The sequence below is a fragment of the Glutamicibacter arilaitensis genome, assembly GCF_044793945.1.
In the GTDB taxonomy this organism is placed as follows: Bacteria; Actinomycetota; Actinomycetes; order Actinomycetales; family Micrococcaceae; genus Glutamicibacter; species Glutamicibacter arilaitensis_B.
Map to the genome: position 1 here is coordinate 445,895 of NZ_CP084994.1, position 16,342 is coordinate 462,236.

Here is a 16,342-nt window from a genome sequence, read left to right on the forward strand (position 1 = left end):
TCGTACCCGGAAATCCGAGGAGATACCTTGCCTAGGCAGGAGTGCTCCGCGGATTTCTTAATCAAGAAAGCCTTGAAGTCGACGTCACTGAACTGCTAAAGTTCATATTACGAACAGAAGTTCACCATGTGAACAAAACGCAGCGATGGAGCAGTGGTTACATGCAGCAGGCATACCTATACGACGCAATACGTACCCCGTTCGGCAAGATCGGCGGAGCCCTTTCCTCCCACCGTCCAGACGACCTCGCGGCGCACGTAGTGCGCGAATTGGTGGCCCGTGCACCAAAGCTCGATGCCAACTCCATCGACGAGACGATCTTCGGCAACGCCAACGGCGCCGGCGAGGAGAACCGCAACGTGGCGCGCATGGCCACCCTGCTTGCAGGACTGCCAACCTCCCTGCCAGGCACCACCATGAACCGCCTGTGCGGTTCCTCCCTGGATGCCTCGATCGCCGCTTCCCGGCAGATCGCCACCGGCGATGCTGACCTCGTGCTGCTTGGCGGTGTCGAATCCATGAGCCGTGCGCCTTGGGTACTTCCCAAGACCGAACGGCCATTCCCGATGTCGAATCTCGAACTGGCGAACACCACCCTGGGCTGGCGCCTGGTCAATCCGGCCATGCCGGGCGAATGGACCGTCTCGCTGGGTGAAGCCACCGAGCAGCTGCGCGAAAAGCACAGCATCACCCGCGAAGATCAGGATGAATTCTCCGCCCTCTCGCACCAGCAAGCGGCAGCGGCTTGGGACGCGGGCAAGTACGACAATCTGGTCGTTTCGGTGCCGCCGGCGAACAAGCGCGGGACCGAGTTCACCCGTGATGAGACCATTCGCGCGGATTCCACCGCCGAAACGCTGGCCAAGCTGCGCACCGTCTTCCGCACCGGAGAAAACGCCACCGTCACCGCGGGCAATGCCTCGCCGATGAGCGATGGCGCCTCGGCTGCCTTCATCGGCTCGGAGCGCGGCGGTGAGCTGCTCGGCGCGGCGCCGCTGGCCCGCATCGTCTCCAATGGCGCGTCCGCGCTGGATCCGCAGTTCTTCGGCTTCGCTCCGGTGGAGGCCGCGAACAAGGCTTTGGCCAAGGCCGGTCTGAAGTGGTCGGATATCGCCGCAGTGGAGCTGAATGAAGCGTTCGCGGCACAGTCGCTTGCCTGCATCCGCGCCTGGGATATCGACCCGACCATCGTCAACGCCTGGGGCGGCGCCATCTCCATTGGCCACCCATTGGGCGCCTCGGGTCTGCGCATTCTGGGCACCGTTGCACGCCGCCTGCAGGAAACTGGTGAACGCTACGGCGTGGCAGCGATCTGCATCGGTGTCGGCCAGGGCCTGGCAGTAGTCATCGAGAACGAAAACGCTACCAAGTAGTCCAACTGCTTCGGTCCACGAATCTCTAGAAAGGCAGAATTATGGCACCACGTATAGCCAGCTCGGCGGCGGACGCCGTCGCCGAAATCAAGGACGGCTCCACTGTCCTGATCGGCGGCTTCGGCAACGCCGGCCAGCCGATGGAACTGATCGATGCACTCATGGAGTGCGGCGCCAAGGACCTGACCGTCGTGAACAACAACGCCGGGCAGGCTGACGCAGGTCTCGCGTTGTTGATCAAGGAACGCCGGGTGAAGAAGATTATCTGCTCCTTCCCGCGCCAGTCGGACTCATGGCACTTTGATGAGGCTTACCGCGCCGGTGAAATCGAGCTGGAACTGGTTCCGCAGGGCAACCTGGCCGAGCGTATCCGCGCCGCAGGTGCTGGCATCGGTGGTTTCTTCACTCCGACCGGTTACGGCACGCTGCTGGCCGAAGGCAAGGAAACCCGCGTCATCGACGGCAAGGGCTATGTGCTCGAAACCCCGATCAATGCGGACTTCGCACTGATCAAGGCGCTGAAGGCAGACACCATGGGCAACCTGGTGTACCGCAAGACCGCGCGTAACTTCGGTCCGATCATGGCCACCGCCGCCAGGCAGGCCATTGTGCAGGTGGACGAGGTTGTCCAAGCTGGCGACTTGGATCCGGAAAACGTCATCACCCCGGGCATCTATGTAGATACCGTTGTGGCACTTGGAGGGAACAAATAATGAGCAACTACTCCAGCACGCAAGAAAAACTCAGCCGCGACGAAATGGCTCAGAAGGTTGCCGCGGATATTCCGTCCGGCGCCTTTGTGAACCTCGGCATCGGCCAGCCGACCAACGTGTCCAACTTCCTGACCAGTGAGCAGGGCGTGACCCTGCACACCGAAAACGGGATGCTGGGTATGGGCCCGGTAGCTACCGGGGATGATATCGATGAAGATCTGATCAATGCGGGCAAGATCCCGGTGACCGAACTTCCTGGAGCTTCTTTCTTCCATCACGCAGATTCCTTCTCCATGATGCGCGGCGGACACCTGGATGTCTGCGTACTTGGAGCCTTCCAAGTTTCCGAATCCGGCGATCTGGCCAACTGGCACACCGGTGCCGAGGGCGCGATCCCTGCCGTCGGTGGCGCGATGGATCTAGCCATCGGTGCGAAGCAGACCTGGGTGATGATGAGCCTGTTCACCAAGACCGGTGAATCAAAGCTTGTCGAAGCACTGAGCTACCCGGTGACCGGTCTAGGATGCGTCTCGCGGATCTACACCGAAGTGGCAATTTTTGAATTGCGCGACGGGAAGGTCTTCGTACGTTCCTCGCACGGAATCAGCTTCGATGATCTGCAGTCCAAGGTGCCAGTAGAACTAACCAAGGCCTAGAACACAGTAGATTAGTGGGGGTGCTTCCGAGTTTCTCGGGGCACCCCCAATTTTCATAACCTGCGCGCCGCACGGTGGGGCGCGCGCAAGGAGCACGGTGAGCGAGCAGGCAGCAAGTAGTACGTCGGTCCAGTCCTTGGCGCGGGGCCTTCAGGTGATCAGCAGCTTCGACGCTGAGCATCCGTCGATGACCCTCTCCGAGGTTGCGGTGCGCACTTCGCTTTCGCGCGCCACCGCGCGTCGTTTTTTGCTGACCTTGCAAGATCTGGGCTATGTCCGTTCTGATGGCAAGTATTTCGAGCTGACCTCCAAGGTCTTGCAGCTGGGATACGCCTACCTTTCCAGTGCCACGTTGCCGCAGCTGATCGAGCCGGTACTCGAAGAGCTCTCCGCGACGGTCCATGAGTCGGCTTCGGCGTCGGTGCTGGACGGAACCGAAATTGTCTATATCGCCCGTGTGCATACCCGCTCCATCATGCGGGTCGGAATTTCGGTAGGCACCCGTTTCCCCGCAGTGAACACTTCGATGGGCCGAGTGCTCTTGGCCTACCAGCCCGAAGTGGTAGGGGAGTCTGTGCTGCACGCCGGGGCCGAGCTGTTGACCCCGAAGACTCTCACCGATCCCGGGTTGCTGCGAGCAGAATTAGCACGAGTCCGGGAACAGGGGTTCGCGGTGGTTGACCAGGAGCTTTCCATCGGACTGCGCTCGGTGGCGGTTCCGGTATTCGGTGCAAATGGTGTAGTCGTAGCGGCCATGAATGTCTCGATGAGCGTGGGACCAAATAGCCCGGCCGATGCCTTCGAAGCGGCGCAACCGATTCTTCCGCAGCTATTCCGTGCGGCGGAGCGCGTCGGACAGGCGGTTGTTGCGAGTAAATAGCGGGCAGCGCAGATTGCTGTGCAGATAGTAGTTTAACTTAAATTTACTTGTAGCTTCAATCAATTGCCGTATAGTGGATGATGAAGAAGAAACCTGCCGGGAGCAACCCCGGTATTGCCTACAAGGAGTTGATCCGCCATGAGCCACCTTTTGAGCGATGTCCGTTCACCCGAATGGAACCGCACCCCAGAAACCGGCGCGGTGCTCCTGTTCCTGCACGGTTACGGTTCCCATGAAAATGATCTGAGCTCGCTCGCCGAACCGCTGGGTCTCAATCTGCCATGGGCTTCGCTGCGCGCTCCCTTAGAGCTGGGCCAAGGCGCCGCCGCCTGGTTCCAGATCACCACTCCAGGAGTTCCCGACGCGGCACCCGTTGAAGCCGCGACGGAGGCCATTTGGCACTGGATCGACGAAAACATCGATAGCGACACGAAAATCATCCCGATCGGTTTCTCCCAGGGCGGCCTGATGGCCAGCCAGCTGCTGCGCACCCGTCCAGAGCGCGTGCTTGCCACCACCATCCTCGGCGGATTTGTGCTCGGCGGCGGGCAACCGGCGGATGCCAAGCTCGCCGAGCAACGCCCGGCAGTGTTCTGGGGCCGGGGCACCGAAGACCGGGTGATCGCCCCGGTGGCGATCGCGCGCACCAGCGAATTCCTGCCCAAGCACTCATCCCTCACCGAACGCACCTACCCGGGCCTGGCTCACGGCATCAATCTAGAGGAATTGAATGATGTGCGTGGCCACGTCACCGCGCAACTGGCAACCTTGCCTGTCGGCAACGAATGAGCCAGCCGTTGCCGTTTGAGATTGGGATCTTCACCTTCGGCGAACTTACCAAGGACGCTCAGGGGCGGCCACTGGACGCCGGAACCCGTTTATGTGACATATTGGAATGGGCATTGACTGCCGACCAGGCCGGACTGGACGTCTTCGGCGTGGGAGAGCACCACCGTGAAGACTTCGCGGTTTCCGCACCTCCCGTCGTTTTGGCGGCCGCCGCGGCACAAACCAAGAACATCCGGCTGACCAGCACCGTAACGGTGCTTTCCAGCGCCGATCCGGTACGGGTATTCGAGGAATTTTCCACGCTGGATCTGATCAGCGGGGGACGAGCCGAGATCACCGCCGGGCGCGGGGCCTATATCGAGTCCTTCCCGCTGTTCGGCCAGTCGCTTGAGCGCTATGACGAATACTTTGAAGAAAAGCTGGAGCTGCTGCTGCGGATCCGCGAGGAGAATCCGGTTACTTGGAACGGCAATACCCGTGCATCGCTGCACGAAGCGGGAGTTTGGCCCCGGCCAATCCAGAATTCGCTGCCGATTTGGGCGGCAGTAGGCGGCACCCCTGCCTCCGCTGTGCGCGCTGGATCTTTGGGTCTGCCGTTGTACCTGGCCATACTCGGAGCTCCTGGACGCTTCGCCCCGCTGGCCGAACAGTACCGGCGTTCCGCTCAAGACGCCGGATTAGAGCCTGGCCGTATTGGAGTGACCTCGCACTTCTACGTCGAGGAAACCTCCCAAGGGGCCAGGGAAACCTTCTACCCTCACTACAGTTCCTACATTGGGCAGAACATGCCCCGTGCCGGGCATCTGGATCGTGATTCCTTTGAAGCCTGGGCCGCACCGAGAGGTGCGCTCTTTGCCGGTAGCCCCGCCGAAATCGTAGAGAAAATCCTTTGGGAACACGAGATTTTGGGGCACACCCGTTTTCTGGCCCAAGTAGGGCTTGGCGGCCTGTCCCAAGGGCAAACCCTGCGCTCAATCGAACTATTGGCCACTGAAGTTCTGCCAGCGGTACGTGCAGCGCTGAAGGCGTAACCCCGGTGGGCAAAGGTAATCTTGGTTCATGGCCACGTTAGAGCGAACATTGATCGAAATCCGCAAGTCAATCGCGAAACTGCATCGCGCAGCGGCTCACGATCAAGATCCGCAGCGCGCCCACACGGCACGCTGGCTTGATGGACTCTTCGAAAATGTTGAATCCCGTGCGCAACTGCGCGAGGCGGCCAGGCAAGCTTTGGAACTCTATCGCGGAGGAATGGGCTCATTCCAAGACGTGGGTACCGCGGTCATGGCCGAGGCAGTGGACGGACTGCACCGTACGCTAAGCGCAGCCCGCTCGTGGTTGCTACGGGACTAATCGCGGCTCGTTGAGCCCGCCGGAAGAACCCAGTAAATCGACCGGCTGGCCCGCAGAATTTTTATTCGACGGTTGACCCCGGCGTAGCCATCTCCCGGAAGGAAATCAGCGTTTCACCATGCGTCGGGTGAACGGTAATCAAGCACGATGCTGCAGCAGCTAGGCGATCCGGGTGAAGCGCGGCCCACGATAGCCCTCACGCTCCACCACTTCGTCAAACATTGACAACGGACGAGCCCAATAGCTGTAGTCATCGTAGAGCTTGCGATAGAAAACCAGCGGCTCCTCGGTTTCACTGTGCCTGCCCACGGCCAGCACCTCATAGCGCTGTCCCTTGAAATGTTCGTAAATGCCAGCTTCAACGCTCAACGTATGGCCTTTCCTGCCAGAGGGTGCAAATTAGCGCGGCCCATGATCGCGAGCACCGCTGCGCTGTTCCAAAAGATGATCCAAAATCGGGTCCAGCACGGCCAACCCATCGGCCACACCGCCGGTGGAACCGGGGAGGGTCAGCACAAAACTGTTCCCGGCGAACCCAGCGACGCCGCGGGTCATGACAGCCATCGGGGTTTTCGCTTCACCGCGCCGACGGATAGCCTCAATGATCCCGGGCAACTGCACATCCAGCAGCGGGGCCACCATCTCCGGTGACTGATCATCCGGGGAAACCCCAGTTCCCCCGGTGACAACCACCACCCGGGCACCGGCAGAGAGCTGCTCATCCACGGCAAGGCGCACCGGCAGCCCATCGGAGACCACCATCGGATTGGTTGCCGCAAAGCCACGCTCGCCTAGCCACTGGGCAATGACCGGACCGGTCTTATCCGTTGCGGTTCCGGCCGCGCAACTGGTGGAGGCGACAATGACCGCAGCTCGTTCGCCGATGTCCTTACCGCTTGTCGCCACGAGTCCAGTCCCCGCTCTTTCCGCCAGATTTAGCCAAGACCTTGATGCCGGTGACCTCGGCATGTTTGTCTACCGCCTTGGTCATGTCGTACAGGGTCAAAGCCGCGACGCTGGCAGCGGTTAATGCTTCCATTTCCACCCCGGTGACCCCCTTGGTGGTAACCTGCGCGGTGATGCGCACCGTGTCGCCTTCGGCCACAAAATCCACCGAGACCTTGGAAATCGGCAATGGGTGGCATAGCGGCACCAGTTCCCATGTGCGCTTTGCTGCCATAATTCCTGCCACGCGGGCGGTGCCCAGCGCCTCGCCCTTGGGCAGATTTCCGCTCATCAGCTGCTCGATGACATCCGGGCGGGTGACGAACAGCGCCTCGGCCGTGGCCACGCGTTTAGTGATGGTTTTGTCGCTGACATCCACCATGTGCGTCGTGCCGTCGGCGCGCAGGTGGGTGAGCCGTTGGTTCTCAGACATTAAAGCTCCAGGTTTCAATTTCGGCGCCGGCGGGCAAATGGGAAAGCCCCACCGGAAGATGGACGAGCGCATCGGCGCGGGCAAGATCGTGAATCAGGTGCGATCCCGGAGCGAGCACGGTGACCAGCCCATCTGCCAGTACAGCGCGACGCACCTGATGCTTAGTTTCGGGGGAGCTCACCTCATGTGCAAGTATCCCGCGCGTTGCCTGCGGCTCTGGCAGTGCCGCGAAGCCGCGCAGGAGCGGGGCGAGGAACAATTCGGCGGAGAGCAATGCGCTGACTGGGTTGCCTGGGAAGCAGAGGACCGGGGTACGCGAACCATCAGGGTTTTCTATGCTTGCATGTCCCTGAGGCCCGCCGGGCTGCATCGCCACATGATGGAAGTCCCCGCCCAAGGGTTCAAGCACCTGGCGAACCACCTCGAAGGCCCCGGCGCTGATTCCGCCAACGGTCAGCAGTAAGTCAGCCTGCGCTGCATGCTCCAGGAGATGTTCGGAGAAAGTTTGCGGATCATCGGGCAGGCGTGCCACCGAGACCACGGCACCGTAGCCCCGCAGGAGAGCGGCGAGCATCGGGCTGTTGGCGTCCGGGATGCGAGCGGCCGTTACCTCGGATCCGGGGGCGGCCAGTTCGTCGCCGGTGGTGCACAACAGCACTTGGGGTCGAGCTTGCACCGGAACCTGATGCACGCCGCTGGCAGCCAGCGCGCCAATCAACGTTGGGGTCAGGAGCTCACCGGCTTCGGCTACGATCGCGCCGCTGGATAGCTGTTCGCCGGCTTCGCGGATGAAACGCCCCGCTGCGCTTGGTCCGGTAAAAGTGGCAGTGCCGCTAGGTATGCCCGCGCCTGCGCGAACCAGCGCAGGGAAAGCGGCAGAAACCGTCTCCTCGATGGGAACCACGGTATCCGCCCCGTAGGGGATGGGCGCACCGGTCATCACCGGGATGACGGTGCCGGGTTGAAGATCCAGACGCGGGTCTCCGGCTGCAGCGGTGAAACCGAGAGGGAAAGTCAGCGGAGACTGCGAACTGGCCTCAAGGAGCTGCTGCGAGTTGAGGGCGTAGCCGTCCATCTGCGAATTGGTAAAGGAAGGGATCGGCAGCGGGGCAGTGATTCGCACGGCAGTGACCCGACCGGCGAGCGCAAAGTGGCCAATGCTCATTAGTTCCGGTGCTTTGCCGCGAAGACGCTGCAGCATCGGAACAAGCAGATCGCGTACGTCGGTGCGGTGGGATTCGAGAGTGCAACTCATGAAGCGCGGTTACCCGCCCGCGAAGGGTGGAAGAACGTCAACGGTCAACGGCTTGGTGCCGGTGGCATCCTCGGCAGCGCGTAACGCCCCGGTATCGCGACGGACGGTGCCATTGACTAGGAAGCTTCCCGCGCTGAGCACTTTTGCCATCTCTTGGCCGTACTTTTCCTGGAGTCCGGCGCGTAATTCCGCGAGCGTCGCGACGGTGGGCCACTGCTCCTCTTCGGTGCCGGCGGCTTGGGCGGCAGCGGCGAAGTAACGGATCAAGATCGAGGTCATATGCCCATGCTATCTTGTGCACAGCGGGCAGGTAAGTCGATAAACGCGTAGGATCCCAGTATGAATCAAAGCGTATCTTCGGTTGGTGCCATGCCTCCTGCCGCGGTGCAGGTGGGCGCGGAGCTCAACGATGAACAGCGCGCTCGTGCCCAGCGGCAGCTCTCATTGCCGGGCTTCGGCATTGAATCCCAGCGCAGGCTCGCTCACGCGCGGGTATTGGTCATCGGCGCCGGTGGACTCGGGTGTGCGAGCGTCCCATATCTGGTCGGATCCGGGGTGGGGACCATCGGGCTGGTGGATGATGATGTGGTTGAACTTTCGAATCTGCATCGGCAGGTTGCGCACAGCACGGCGAACCTAGGCGTCGCTAAGACTTCCTCTTTGGCACAAGCTGCCAAGGCACTTGACCCTACGGTCACGATCATTGAACACAACCTGCGGTTGACCGCTGAGAATGCCTTGGAAATCTTTGCCGATTATGACCTGGTAGTTGATGGGAGCGATAATTTCCCCACCCGTTATCTGGTTAATGATGCGGCCCAGCTGAGCGGGATTCCGTTGATCTGGGGATCCATTCTTGCCCATCATGGGCAGGTCAGTGTGGCTTGGCATGAGTACGGACCGGGCTACCGAGATCTGTTCCCGACCCCGCCGGAACCGGGCACCGTGGTGAATTGCGCCGTCGGCGGTGTGCTGCCAGGACTCTGCGGAACGATTGGTACCTTGTTGGCCACCGAAACGTTGAAGGTCATCACCGGACTGGGTGACCTGCTCGTTGGACGGGTGCTGATTTATGACGCGCTCGCCGGTCGCACCAGGGAAATCTCTTACGGTCGTGACCCGCAAGGAAGTCCGGTGAGCGAATTGATCGATTACGAACTATTCTGCGCCGGTGCGGAGCCGCAGCCCGAGGCGATCTCGTCTCAAGAACTTGCCGGATTGCTGCGTTCCAGTGCTGTCCCGCGGTTACTCGATGTGCGGACCCTGGAAGAGCGCGAACAACTGCACATCACCGGTTCGCAGTTCTTGCCGCTGGATGAGCTTGAGTCGGCATCCCAGGCGGAGCGATCATTTGGGCTGCTCGGCAGCGGGGAGCTGATTGTCTATTGCGCCCGCGATCCCCGATCCATCCGTGCCGCACAACTGCTAGCCAAGCGCGGGGTGCCGGTGCGCTACCTTTCAGGTGGTATTCACGAGTTTGCTCCATTTGCTCCGGAATTCACCGCTACGGATGCCGTGAAAGCATCGACCAGTAACTCGAAGGAGAACTCATGACCGAGCTGAACAATTCACTTGCCCGCATCAGCGCTGAAGCCATCGATGAGTCCGCGGTACGAGCTGCCGTGGATGGCCCGGATGCCGGAGCGGTGGTGATGTTCCATGGCATCGTTCGCAACCACGACGGCGGCGAAAAGGTTATGGGACTGGACTATTCAAGCCACCCGCAGGCCGAAGAATTCCTTGCCAAGATCCTGGCCGAAGAGCAGGACCGCTCCGGGGTGCGCATGGCGGCGGTGCATCGCGTTGGAGAATTGAAAATTGGCGACGCGGCCTTGGTCGCGGCGTCTGCCGCCGCGCACCGTGGCGAGGCCTTCGCCGCCATCGAGGCATTGGTTGAACGGATCAAGCACGAGGTGCCGATCTGGAAGCGTCAACATTTCGAAGCGGGAACCAGCGAATGGGTCGGGCTCTAGAATCGGTGGAATTTACACCGTTTGAATACCTCGATGGCAAAACGTAGGTCAGGCGTGTGCAACGAACGTTGTTCCGGATTGAACCGGTCCAACCCCATCGCACCGCTAGCAGGACTCCTTCCTTTGATCTAGGAGCGATGAGGCAGCAGGCTGCGCCAACATCTTTGGGCGTACGGTTCTGGTTGGTCGGTGAAGCCAGCGCGGAAATAACTCGTGACGCGCGAGACATCGGCGGTAGCATGACAAAGTACCGTTTTTGAAGGAGCCGAGCATGCAACTACGCCCAACGCTGGCGTTAGCTGGACTTCTCATTCTGGCGCTAAGCTCTTGCGCGGCAAATGGTGGGATGGAAAACTCCGAGGAGCAGCGCACCCAAATAAACATTTCGGCCGCATCCTCATTGCACGAGCCCTTCGAACGGTTAGCCCAGGAATTCCGGGAACAATACCCGGAAATTCTGCTCTCCGACATTAGCTATGACGGCTCCTCAACGCTCGCTACCCAGATTGTCGCAGGGGCGCCCACTGATGTGTTTGCCTCGGCAGATGAACGCAACATGCAAGCGGTACAAGAAGCCGGTTTGGAAACGGCCCCGAGCATCTTCGCTACCAACACCCTGGTGATTGCCGTTCCCCAAGGGAATCCGGGCAACATCAAGGAGCTGGCGGACCTTGCAAACGCCACCACAGTGCTCTGCGCACCCGAAGTGCCCTGCGGCTCCGCGGCCAAGCAATTACTGGATCTTGCCGGAGTGCAGGTTGAAGCTGCAAGCCTAGAGCAGAACGTAGGTACCGTGCTGGTCAAAGTGGCCACAGGGGAAGCGGATGCTGGGTTGGTATACCGCACAGAGGTTGCCAATGAACCGACCGTTGAAAGCATCATCCCTTCCGATGCTCAGAAGGTGGTTAATTCATACCCCATTTCAGTTCTGGACAATGCAAACGGAGAAGAGCCAGGAGTGGCCAAACGCAAGGCAGCCGAAGCATTCGTTGACTATGTCCTGAGCGAGCATGGACAGCAGGTCATGAATGAATATGGTTTTGGAAGCCCGACGGACTCCGCTCAGATAAAGACCGAGCAGAAATGACCGCCCAGGTGGATGTCGGTACCCGGGCACCGAGCCTGGTATTGCTGCCGGCCGTATTGGCTGTGGCGCTGCTCGTGCTTCCCCTGATTGCGTTGTTGACACAGGCATCCTGGGGCACGTTGTGGGCGGATGTGACCAGCCCACAGGCCTTGCAGGCACTCGGCCTTTCGCTGCGCACCGGGTTGCTGGCTACCGTGCTGTGCACGCTGCTCGGAGTGCCGCTGGCACTTCTCATTGCTCGTAGCTCCCCGCACGTTGCGCAGGTTCTCCGTGCATTGGTGGCGGTGCCCCTAGTACTGCCACCTATGGTCGGCGGTGTCGCGCTGCTATTGCTCTTCGGCCGGACCAGCGGCATTGGACAGCTGCTGGAACAGTTCTGGGGGTTCACCCTTCCGTTTTCCACCGCAGCGGTGGTGATGGCGCAAATGTTTGTCGCGCTGCCTTTTCTGGTGCTCACCGTCGAAGGGACCCTGCGTACCAGCGGGGCGGCCTATGAGCAGACCGCGGCAACGCTTGGCGCCGGACGTTGGATGGTGCTGACCCGAATCAGCCTGCCTTTGGCCGCACCGGGGTTGCTTGCCGGGATGATCCTCTGCTTCGCCAGGGCACTGGGCGAGTTTGGCGCTACTGCGCTTTTCGCAGGCAATGCGCCTGGACGCACCCAAACCATGCCACTGGCTATCTATACGGCTTTTAATGGGGCAGGTGCCGGACGAGAATCAGCCGTTGCACTGTCATTGTTATTGCTCGCGGCCGCCGTACTGGTACTGGTTTGCCTGCGTGCTTGGCGTCCGGGGGCACTGAAATGACCACCGGACTTCGGGCAGAAATCCGTGTGGTGCGTCCAAGCTTCGAAATCGACGTGCAGTTGGAACTCGAACCTCGGAAGACCCTCGCGCTGATGGGCCCCAACGGAGCTGGCAAGTCCACGATTGTGCATGCAATCGCTGGAATTCAGCACCTGACTTCCGGGCAGATTTCCCTGAACGGTACGGTCCTCTCCGGTCCCGGAGTGCACCTTCCACCACACCGCCGGGCGATCGGCCTGCTCGGGCAGCAGCCTAGGCTCTTCCCGCATTTGGATGCTGCCGGGAATATTGCTTTCGCGGCCCGCGCAGCTGGATTGAGCAAACGCGGCGCCCAACAGGTAGCCTGCGACTGGCTTGAACGCTTAGGCCTCTCGTCATTCGCGATACAGCGCCCTGCCGCGTTGTCCGGTGGGCAGCAGCAGCGTATTGCGCTCGCTCGTGCCTTGGCTGCGGGGCCGAAATTGCTTCTAGTTGATGAGCCGTTCTCCGCACTTGATGTCCAAGCGGCGGTGGAGATGCGCGAGCTGGTCCGTGAAGAATTATCCCGCACCGGAACCACTGCGGTTGTCGTCTCGCATTCGGGGGCGGACGCGCTGGCATTGGCGGAGCGATTACTGGTGATTGAACGAGGCGTTGTAATTCAACAGGGGTACACACGCCAAGTGCTTGCGGAGCCGGCTACGGAGTTTGTGCGGGCCGTGGCCAATAGCGTCCCGGCGGGCCTCGGGAGCGAACCGGAGAAGAAATGCTCCTCCTAGAATGATGTCATCGGCTCTATGGGCAGGTACCTTTCACTTAATTCCTTGTTTCCGTGCATGAACAATTTATGAAGACAATGGAGGATGAGGACAGATGGCGATAAGCCCTGCAGAACATCTGGCGTGGATTCTTGACCGAGTCACCTCGGTGACCACCTGCACGGTGGACCTAACCGAAGCGCGCGGAACGGTGCTTGCAGAGGACGTGTTTTCTGCTCATCCGCTCCCGTTGTGGGAGAACTCGGCCATGGACGGGTACGCAGTACGCAGCTCCGATACGCTGAACGCTAACGAGCAGCAACCGATCGCGTTGAGCGTGGTGGGCGAAGTAGCCGCAGGAAGTTCGTGGGATGCGCCGTTGGAGCCCGGACAAGCGGTACGCATCATGACAGGTGCACCCATCCCCACGAGTTCCGACGCTGTGGTGCGCGTCGAATGGACCATTGGCGATCAAGGCGAGAACACCTGGGCCGACGAACTCGTCCGAGTGTTCAAACCAGTTCAGCCCGGCCAGGAAGTCCGCGTCCGGGGAGAAGACCTGACCCAAGGCGCACTGGTCGCCCGCACCGGGGACCAGCTGACCGCGGTGCGCCTGTCGGCACTGGCCGCGGCGGGAGTGGCGCAGGTGTTGGTTCGGCGAGCGCCGCGTGTGGCGGTGCTGGTCACCGGAGCCGAATTGCAACCCCTCGGTGCGGCACTGACGCGCGGGCAGATCCCGGAATCAAATTCCTTGCTTATCGGCGGATTGTTGGCCGAGGCGGGCATCGTCGAGGTCAATGTGCAGCATTGCCCCGACGAGGTAACTGAGGTAACCCAAAAACTTGCCGAATTGGGCGCGAGCTATGACGTCATCGTGAGTACCGGTGGCGTGGGCCCGGGGACACGTGACGTGATGCGGTTGGCGTTGGAGGAAGAAGCAGAAGTTCGTGCCGTGAGGCTGGATGCCCGCCCTGGCCAGCCGCAATGCACCGGACGTTTGGCCGCCGGCGCATTTGTCTTCGCGCTGCCTGGCAATCCGGTCAGCGCCGCGGTCGGCTTTGAACTCTTCGTACGCCCGGCGCTGCGTGCAATGCAGGGGCATGCGGTGTTCGAACGTCCGCGATTGACCGCTACCGCTGGGACCGGATGGCGTGGAATCACCGGGAAGCTGCAAGTGCTCCCCGTTGAATTTGAATATGGGCAGTCGTTGCGCTGCTATCCGGTGGTGCATTCCAAGCGGGTGTCGCATTCCGTCGGTGGTTTCGGTGCTGCCGAAGGATACGCCTTGGTGGAATCCGAGCGCGGGGACATCGCCGAAGGCGATACTGTGCAAGTGATTAGGACGCTTCCATGATGGCCGCCGACGCGCTGATACTTGCAGGTGGCCGGGGGTCACGGCTTGGGGGAATGGATAAGGCCGAGCTGCTCCTCGGCGGGCAGAGGCTGGTGGATCGTGTGGTGCAGGCGTGCAGGGAAGGTGTCACCGGCCAGGTGATCGTTGTCGGCCCCGAAAGCGCTGGAACCCAAGCGGACGCGGTGCTGCGCGAAGAACCTGAATTCGCCGGACCGTTAGCCGCACTTGCGGTGGGACTGCAGACCGTGACGGCTAGCTGGGTAGTGGTGCTGTCTTGCGACCTGGAATACCCGGCCGCGGTCTGCCAGGCTCTTTCCGTGGCAATGAAAACCCCGGGGGCAGATGGCGTGGTGCTGGTAGACGACAACGAGCGGACCCAATGGCTCGCGGGTTGCTACCGCACCGAACCGCTCCGGGAAACCTGCGAGGCGCTGGGCGCCGGCGTCGTCAACGCACCGGTCAGGAGGGCCTTTATGAGCCTTGAGCTGAATCGGGCCAATATTTCGGGGGATAAATCGGCGGATATTGATACCCCCGAAGCTTTGGAAGAAGCCCGTCTGCGGCAAAAATATTCAGCTCAGTCGGCGAAACCAACTAAGTCATAGCGAGAAAAGGAAGAATAATCATGGCACAGCATCTCCCACCCGAGGCACTTATTCCGTGGCTTGAGGCGGCGGCCGAAGAACTTGGCTTGGACGTCAACGAGGTATCGATCAAAACGCTACTCGACGTTGCCAAGCACGTTGCGCACGATGTCGCGCGACCGGCTGCCCCATTGAGCACCTTCCTCCTTGGCTTGGCTCTTGGCCGCGCAGAACCGGGAACCGAGTTGTCAGCGCTCGCCGATAAGCTCAATGCACGGGCCGCGCGCTGGGCGGCCGAGCAGGAGTAAGCCCGAGTTGGTGAAGAGTTCCACAATGAGCCTCAAGCCAAACTGTTGTAGCCGCTCCGTCGCAAAGCAATCACCACCAGCTTCATCGGATTAAGCATTGAAGTGAACCGCGTGCGGGCGCACAATCGGGAGATGACTAAATATCTGATCTCGTTCCCGAGCCGAGCGATGGTAGTTTCAGCCGAGGAATTGCCGCGTGTCGCCGCCGATGCCCGTGCGGTCATTTTCGAAGCCAAAGAGGCAGGTATCTACGTCTTCGGCGGCGGAATCGATGAAGGCATCGATCCGGTGCTCGTATCCGCAGATGGGTCGGTGTACGACGAAATTTATTCGGGTTCGGAGCTCAACGGCGGATATACCGTGCTGGAGGTGCCAACCCGTAGAGAAGCGCTGGCCTGGGCTCGAAGGATCGCGGTGGCCTGTCGTTGTGCGCAAGAGCTGCGCGAGTTCAGCTATGACCCGGCGAGCTAGCCCCGCATCACTGTAGACTCGTGTCTTATGGCAATCGGCGCGACAATACATACTTTCGAAGTCCAACTGGCTGATGTGGATCGCGGTGTTTACGAAGATCTCTCATTGCGTGTGGCGCAGCAAGCCTCGGAGACCGACGCCTATCTGGTGACTCGCGTTCTCGCTTACTGCCTAGAAGCAGAAGAAGGCATTGCGTTTTCTGCCGGCGGAGTATCCACGGGGGAGGAACCAGCGGTGCTGGTCAAAGATCTCACCGGAAGCATCCTGGCGTGGATTGAGGTTGGCGCCCCGGATGCCCAGCGTCTTCACCAAGGCAGCAAACGCGCAGAGCGTGCCGCCGTCTACACCCACCGTGAGCCTGCGAAGTTATTGGCCTCGTGGAAGGGCAAGACCATCTACCAAGCCGATGAGATTGTTGTCCGTTCCTTCGACCCCGGCTTCATCGATTTGGCAGCCAAGGCCCTCACCAGACGCAATACCATGTCGGTCTCGGTGACCGAGGGGCAGATCTACCTCGAACTAAACGGCAGCAATTTTGAGACGCAAATCCACCAGCATCACATCGAGTAAGGACCGCATGGGGTAAAGCGCGCTTCCAAATGCTCCACAGGGCGCGGCCTTA

22 protein-coding genes are annotated in these 16,342 nt (G+C 60.8%); 17 read left to right on the plus strand and 5 right to left on the minus strand.

Features of this window, described 5'->3' with window-relative positions:
• The first annotated feature begins 161 nt into the window (after nucleotides 1-161).
• From LG294_RS02130 to LG294_RS02160, 7 genes are all read left to right on the plus strand, one after another.
• Nucleotides 162-1,373 carry a thiolase family protein gene (locus LG294_RS02130; RefSeq protein ID WP_404289082.1) on the plus strand — a complete coding sequence of 404 codons (1,212 nt, stop codon included), beginning with the start codon at nucleotides 162-164 and terminating at the stop codon, nucleotides 1,371-1,373.
• 41 nt (nucleotides 1,374-1,414) lie between these two features.
• On the plus strand, nucleotides 1,415-2,086 hold the full coding sequence (locus LG294_RS02135; RefSeq protein WP_404289084.1) for a 3-oxoacid CoA-transferase subunit A: 672 nt from the start codon (nucleotides 1,415-1,417) through the stop codon (nucleotides 2,084-2,086).
• Complete coding sequence (locus LG294_RS02140; RefSeq protein ID WP_404289086.1) at nucleotides 2,086-2,742, plus strand: 3-oxoacid CoA-transferase subunit B; 657 nt, start codon at nucleotides 2,086-2,088, stop codon at nucleotides 2,740-2,742. The genes LG294_RS02135 and LG294_RS02140 overlap by 1 nt, the downstream gene beginning before the upstream one ends.
• A 97-nt stretch (nucleotides 2,743-2,839) precedes the next feature.
• Nucleotides 2,840-3,622 (plus strand): IclR family transcriptional regulator C-terminal domain-containing protein, encoded by a 783-nt coding sequence (locus LG294_RS02145; RefSeq protein WP_404289088.1) that lies wholly within the window; start codon nucleotides 2,840-2,842, stop codon nucleotides 3,620-3,622.
• A 138-nt stretch (nucleotides 3,623-3,760) separates the two neighbouring features.
• Nucleotides 3,761-4,411 carry an alpha/beta hydrolase gene (locus tag LG294_RS02150; protein ID WP_404289090.1) on the plus strand — a complete coding sequence of 217 codons (651 nt, stop codon included), beginning with the start codon at nucleotides 3,761-3,763 and terminating at the stop codon, nucleotides 4,409-4,411.
• An 8-nt stretch (nucleotides 4,412-4,419) separates the two neighbouring features.
• Nucleotides 4,420-5,442 (plus strand): LLM class flavin-dependent oxidoreductase, encoded by a 1,023-nt coding sequence (locus LG294_RS02155; protein WP_404289092.1) that lies wholly within the window; start codon nucleotides 4,420-4,422, stop codon nucleotides 5,440-5,442.
• Between the two features lie 28 nt (nucleotides 5,443-5,470).
• Nucleotides 5,471-5,764, plus strand: a complete 294-nt coding sequence (locus LG294_RS02160) for a DUF6966 domain-containing protein (protein WP_404289094.1) — start codon at nucleotides 5,471-5,473, stop codon at nucleotides 5,762-5,764.
• A gap of 159 nt (nucleotides 5,765-5,923) precedes the next feature.
• Here the strand turns inward: LG294_RS02160 and LG294_RS02165 are convergent, their stop codons facing one another.
• The 5 genes from LG294_RS02165 to LG294_RS02185 are packed head-to-tail and all read right to left on the minus strand — an operon-like array spanning nucleotide 5,924 to nucleotide 8,676.
• On the minus strand, nucleotides 5,924-6,133 hold the full coding sequence (locus tag LG294_RS02165; protein ID WP_404289096.1) for a DUF1653 domain-containing protein: 210 nt from the start codon (nucleotides 6,131-6,133) through the stop codon (nucleotides 5,924-5,926).
• A gap of 30 nt (nucleotides 6,134-6,163) precedes the next feature.
• A complete protein-coding gene (locus tag LG294_RS02170) occupies nucleotides 6,164-6,670 on the minus strand; it encodes a molybdopterin-binding protein (RefSeq protein ID WP_404289098.1) in 507 nt (168 codons plus the stop codon).
• Nucleotides 6,654-7,142, minus strand: coding sequence for a cyclic pyranopterin monophosphate synthase MoaC (gene moaC / locus LG294_RS02175; protein ID WP_404289100.1), 489 nt, complete (start codon nucleotides 7,140-7,142; stop codon nucleotides 6,654-6,656). Before moaC ends, LG294_RS02170 begins: the two co-directional genes overlap by 17 nt.
• The gene (gene glp / locus LG294_RS02180; protein WP_404289102.1) at nucleotides 7,135-8,397 is read right to left on the minus strand and encodes a gephyrin-like molybdotransferase Glp; all 1,263 of its coding nucleotides are present in this window, start codon (nucleotides 8,395-8,397) and stop codon (nucleotides 7,135-7,137) included. The genes moaC and glp (LG294_RS02180) overlap by 8 nt, the downstream gene beginning before the upstream one ends.
• A gap of 9 nt (nucleotides 8,398-8,406) precedes the next feature.
• Nucleotides 8,407-8,676, minus strand: coding sequence for a MoaD/ThiS family protein (locus tag LG294_RS02185; RefSeq protein WP_404289104.1), 270 nt, complete (start codon nucleotides 8,674-8,676; stop codon nucleotides 8,407-8,409).
• A 60-nt stretch (nucleotides 8,677-8,736) separates the two neighbouring features.
• On the opposite strand from LG294_RS02185, the gene LG294_RS02190 reads away from it, so the two are divergent.
• From LG294_RS02190 to LG294_RS02235, 10 genes are all read left to right on the plus strand, one after another.
• The gene (locus tag LG294_RS02190) at nucleotides 8,737-9,951 is read left to right on the plus strand and encodes a ThiF family adenylyltransferase (protein WP_404289107.1); all 1,215 of its coding nucleotides are present in this window, start codon (nucleotides 8,737-8,739) and stop codon (nucleotides 9,949-9,951) included.
• Nucleotides 9,948-10,370 (plus strand): molybdenum cofactor biosynthesis protein MoaE, encoded by a 423-nt coding sequence (locus LG294_RS02195; RefSeq protein WP_404289109.1) that lies wholly within the window; start codon nucleotides 9,948-9,950, stop codon nucleotides 10,368-10,370. Before LG294_RS02190 ends, LG294_RS02195 begins: the two co-directional genes overlap by 4 nt.
• Before the next feature lie 271 nt (nucleotides 10,371-10,641).
• A complete protein-coding gene (modA, locus tag LG294_RS02200; RefSeq protein WP_404289111.1) occupies nucleotides 10,642-11,457 on the plus strand; it encodes a molybdate ABC transporter substrate-binding protein in 816 nt (271 codons plus the stop codon).
• Nucleotides 11,454-12,266 (plus strand): ABC transporter permease, encoded by an 813-nt coding sequence (locus tag LG294_RS02205; RefSeq protein ID WP_404289113.1) that lies wholly within the window; start codon nucleotides 11,454-11,456, stop codon nucleotides 12,264-12,266. Before modA ends, LG294_RS02205 begins: the two co-directional genes overlap by 4 nt.
• Nucleotides 12,263-13,024 (plus strand): sulfate/molybdate ABC transporter ATP-binding protein, encoded by a 762-nt coding sequence (locus tag LG294_RS02210; RefSeq protein WP_404289115.1) that lies wholly within the window; start codon nucleotides 12,263-12,265, stop codon nucleotides 13,022-13,024. The genes LG294_RS02205 and LG294_RS02210 overlap by 4 nt, the downstream gene beginning before the upstream one ends.
• Nucleotides 13,025-13,118: 94 nt before the next feature.
• Complete coding sequence (glp, locus tag LG294_RS02215) at nucleotides 13,119-14,357, plus strand: gephyrin-like molybdotransferase Glp (RefSeq protein WP_404289117.1); 1,239 nt, start codon at nucleotides 13,119-13,121, stop codon at nucleotides 14,355-14,357.
• Complete coding sequence (locus LG294_RS02220; protein WP_404289119.1) at nucleotides 14,354-14,962, plus strand: molybdenum cofactor guanylyltransferase; 609 nt, start codon at nucleotides 14,354-14,356, stop codon at nucleotides 14,960-14,962. The genes glp (LG294_RS02215) and LG294_RS02220 overlap by 4 nt, the downstream gene beginning before the upstream one ends.
• A gap of 20 nt (nucleotides 14,963-14,982) precedes the next feature.
• Nucleotides 14,983-15,249 (plus strand): DUF6457 domain-containing protein, encoded by a 267-nt coding sequence (locus LG294_RS02225; protein ID WP_404289121.1) that lies wholly within the window; start codon nucleotides 14,983-14,985, stop codon nucleotides 15,247-15,249.
• Nucleotides 15,250-15,381: 132 nt separating this feature from the next.
• Nucleotides 15,382-15,720 carry a YciI family protein gene (locus tag LG294_RS02230; RefSeq protein ID WP_404289123.1) on the plus strand — a complete coding sequence of 113 codons (339 nt, stop codon included), beginning with the start codon at nucleotides 15,382-15,384 and terminating at the stop codon, nucleotides 15,718-15,720.
• 27 nt (nucleotides 15,721-15,747) lie between these two features.
• Entirely contained in the window at nucleotides 15,748-16,290 is a 543-nt protein-coding gene (locus tag LG294_RS02235) for a YaeQ family protein (RefSeq protein ID WP_404289125.1), read from the plus strand.
• The last annotated feature ends 52 nt before the right edge of the window (nucleotides 16,291-16,342 follow it).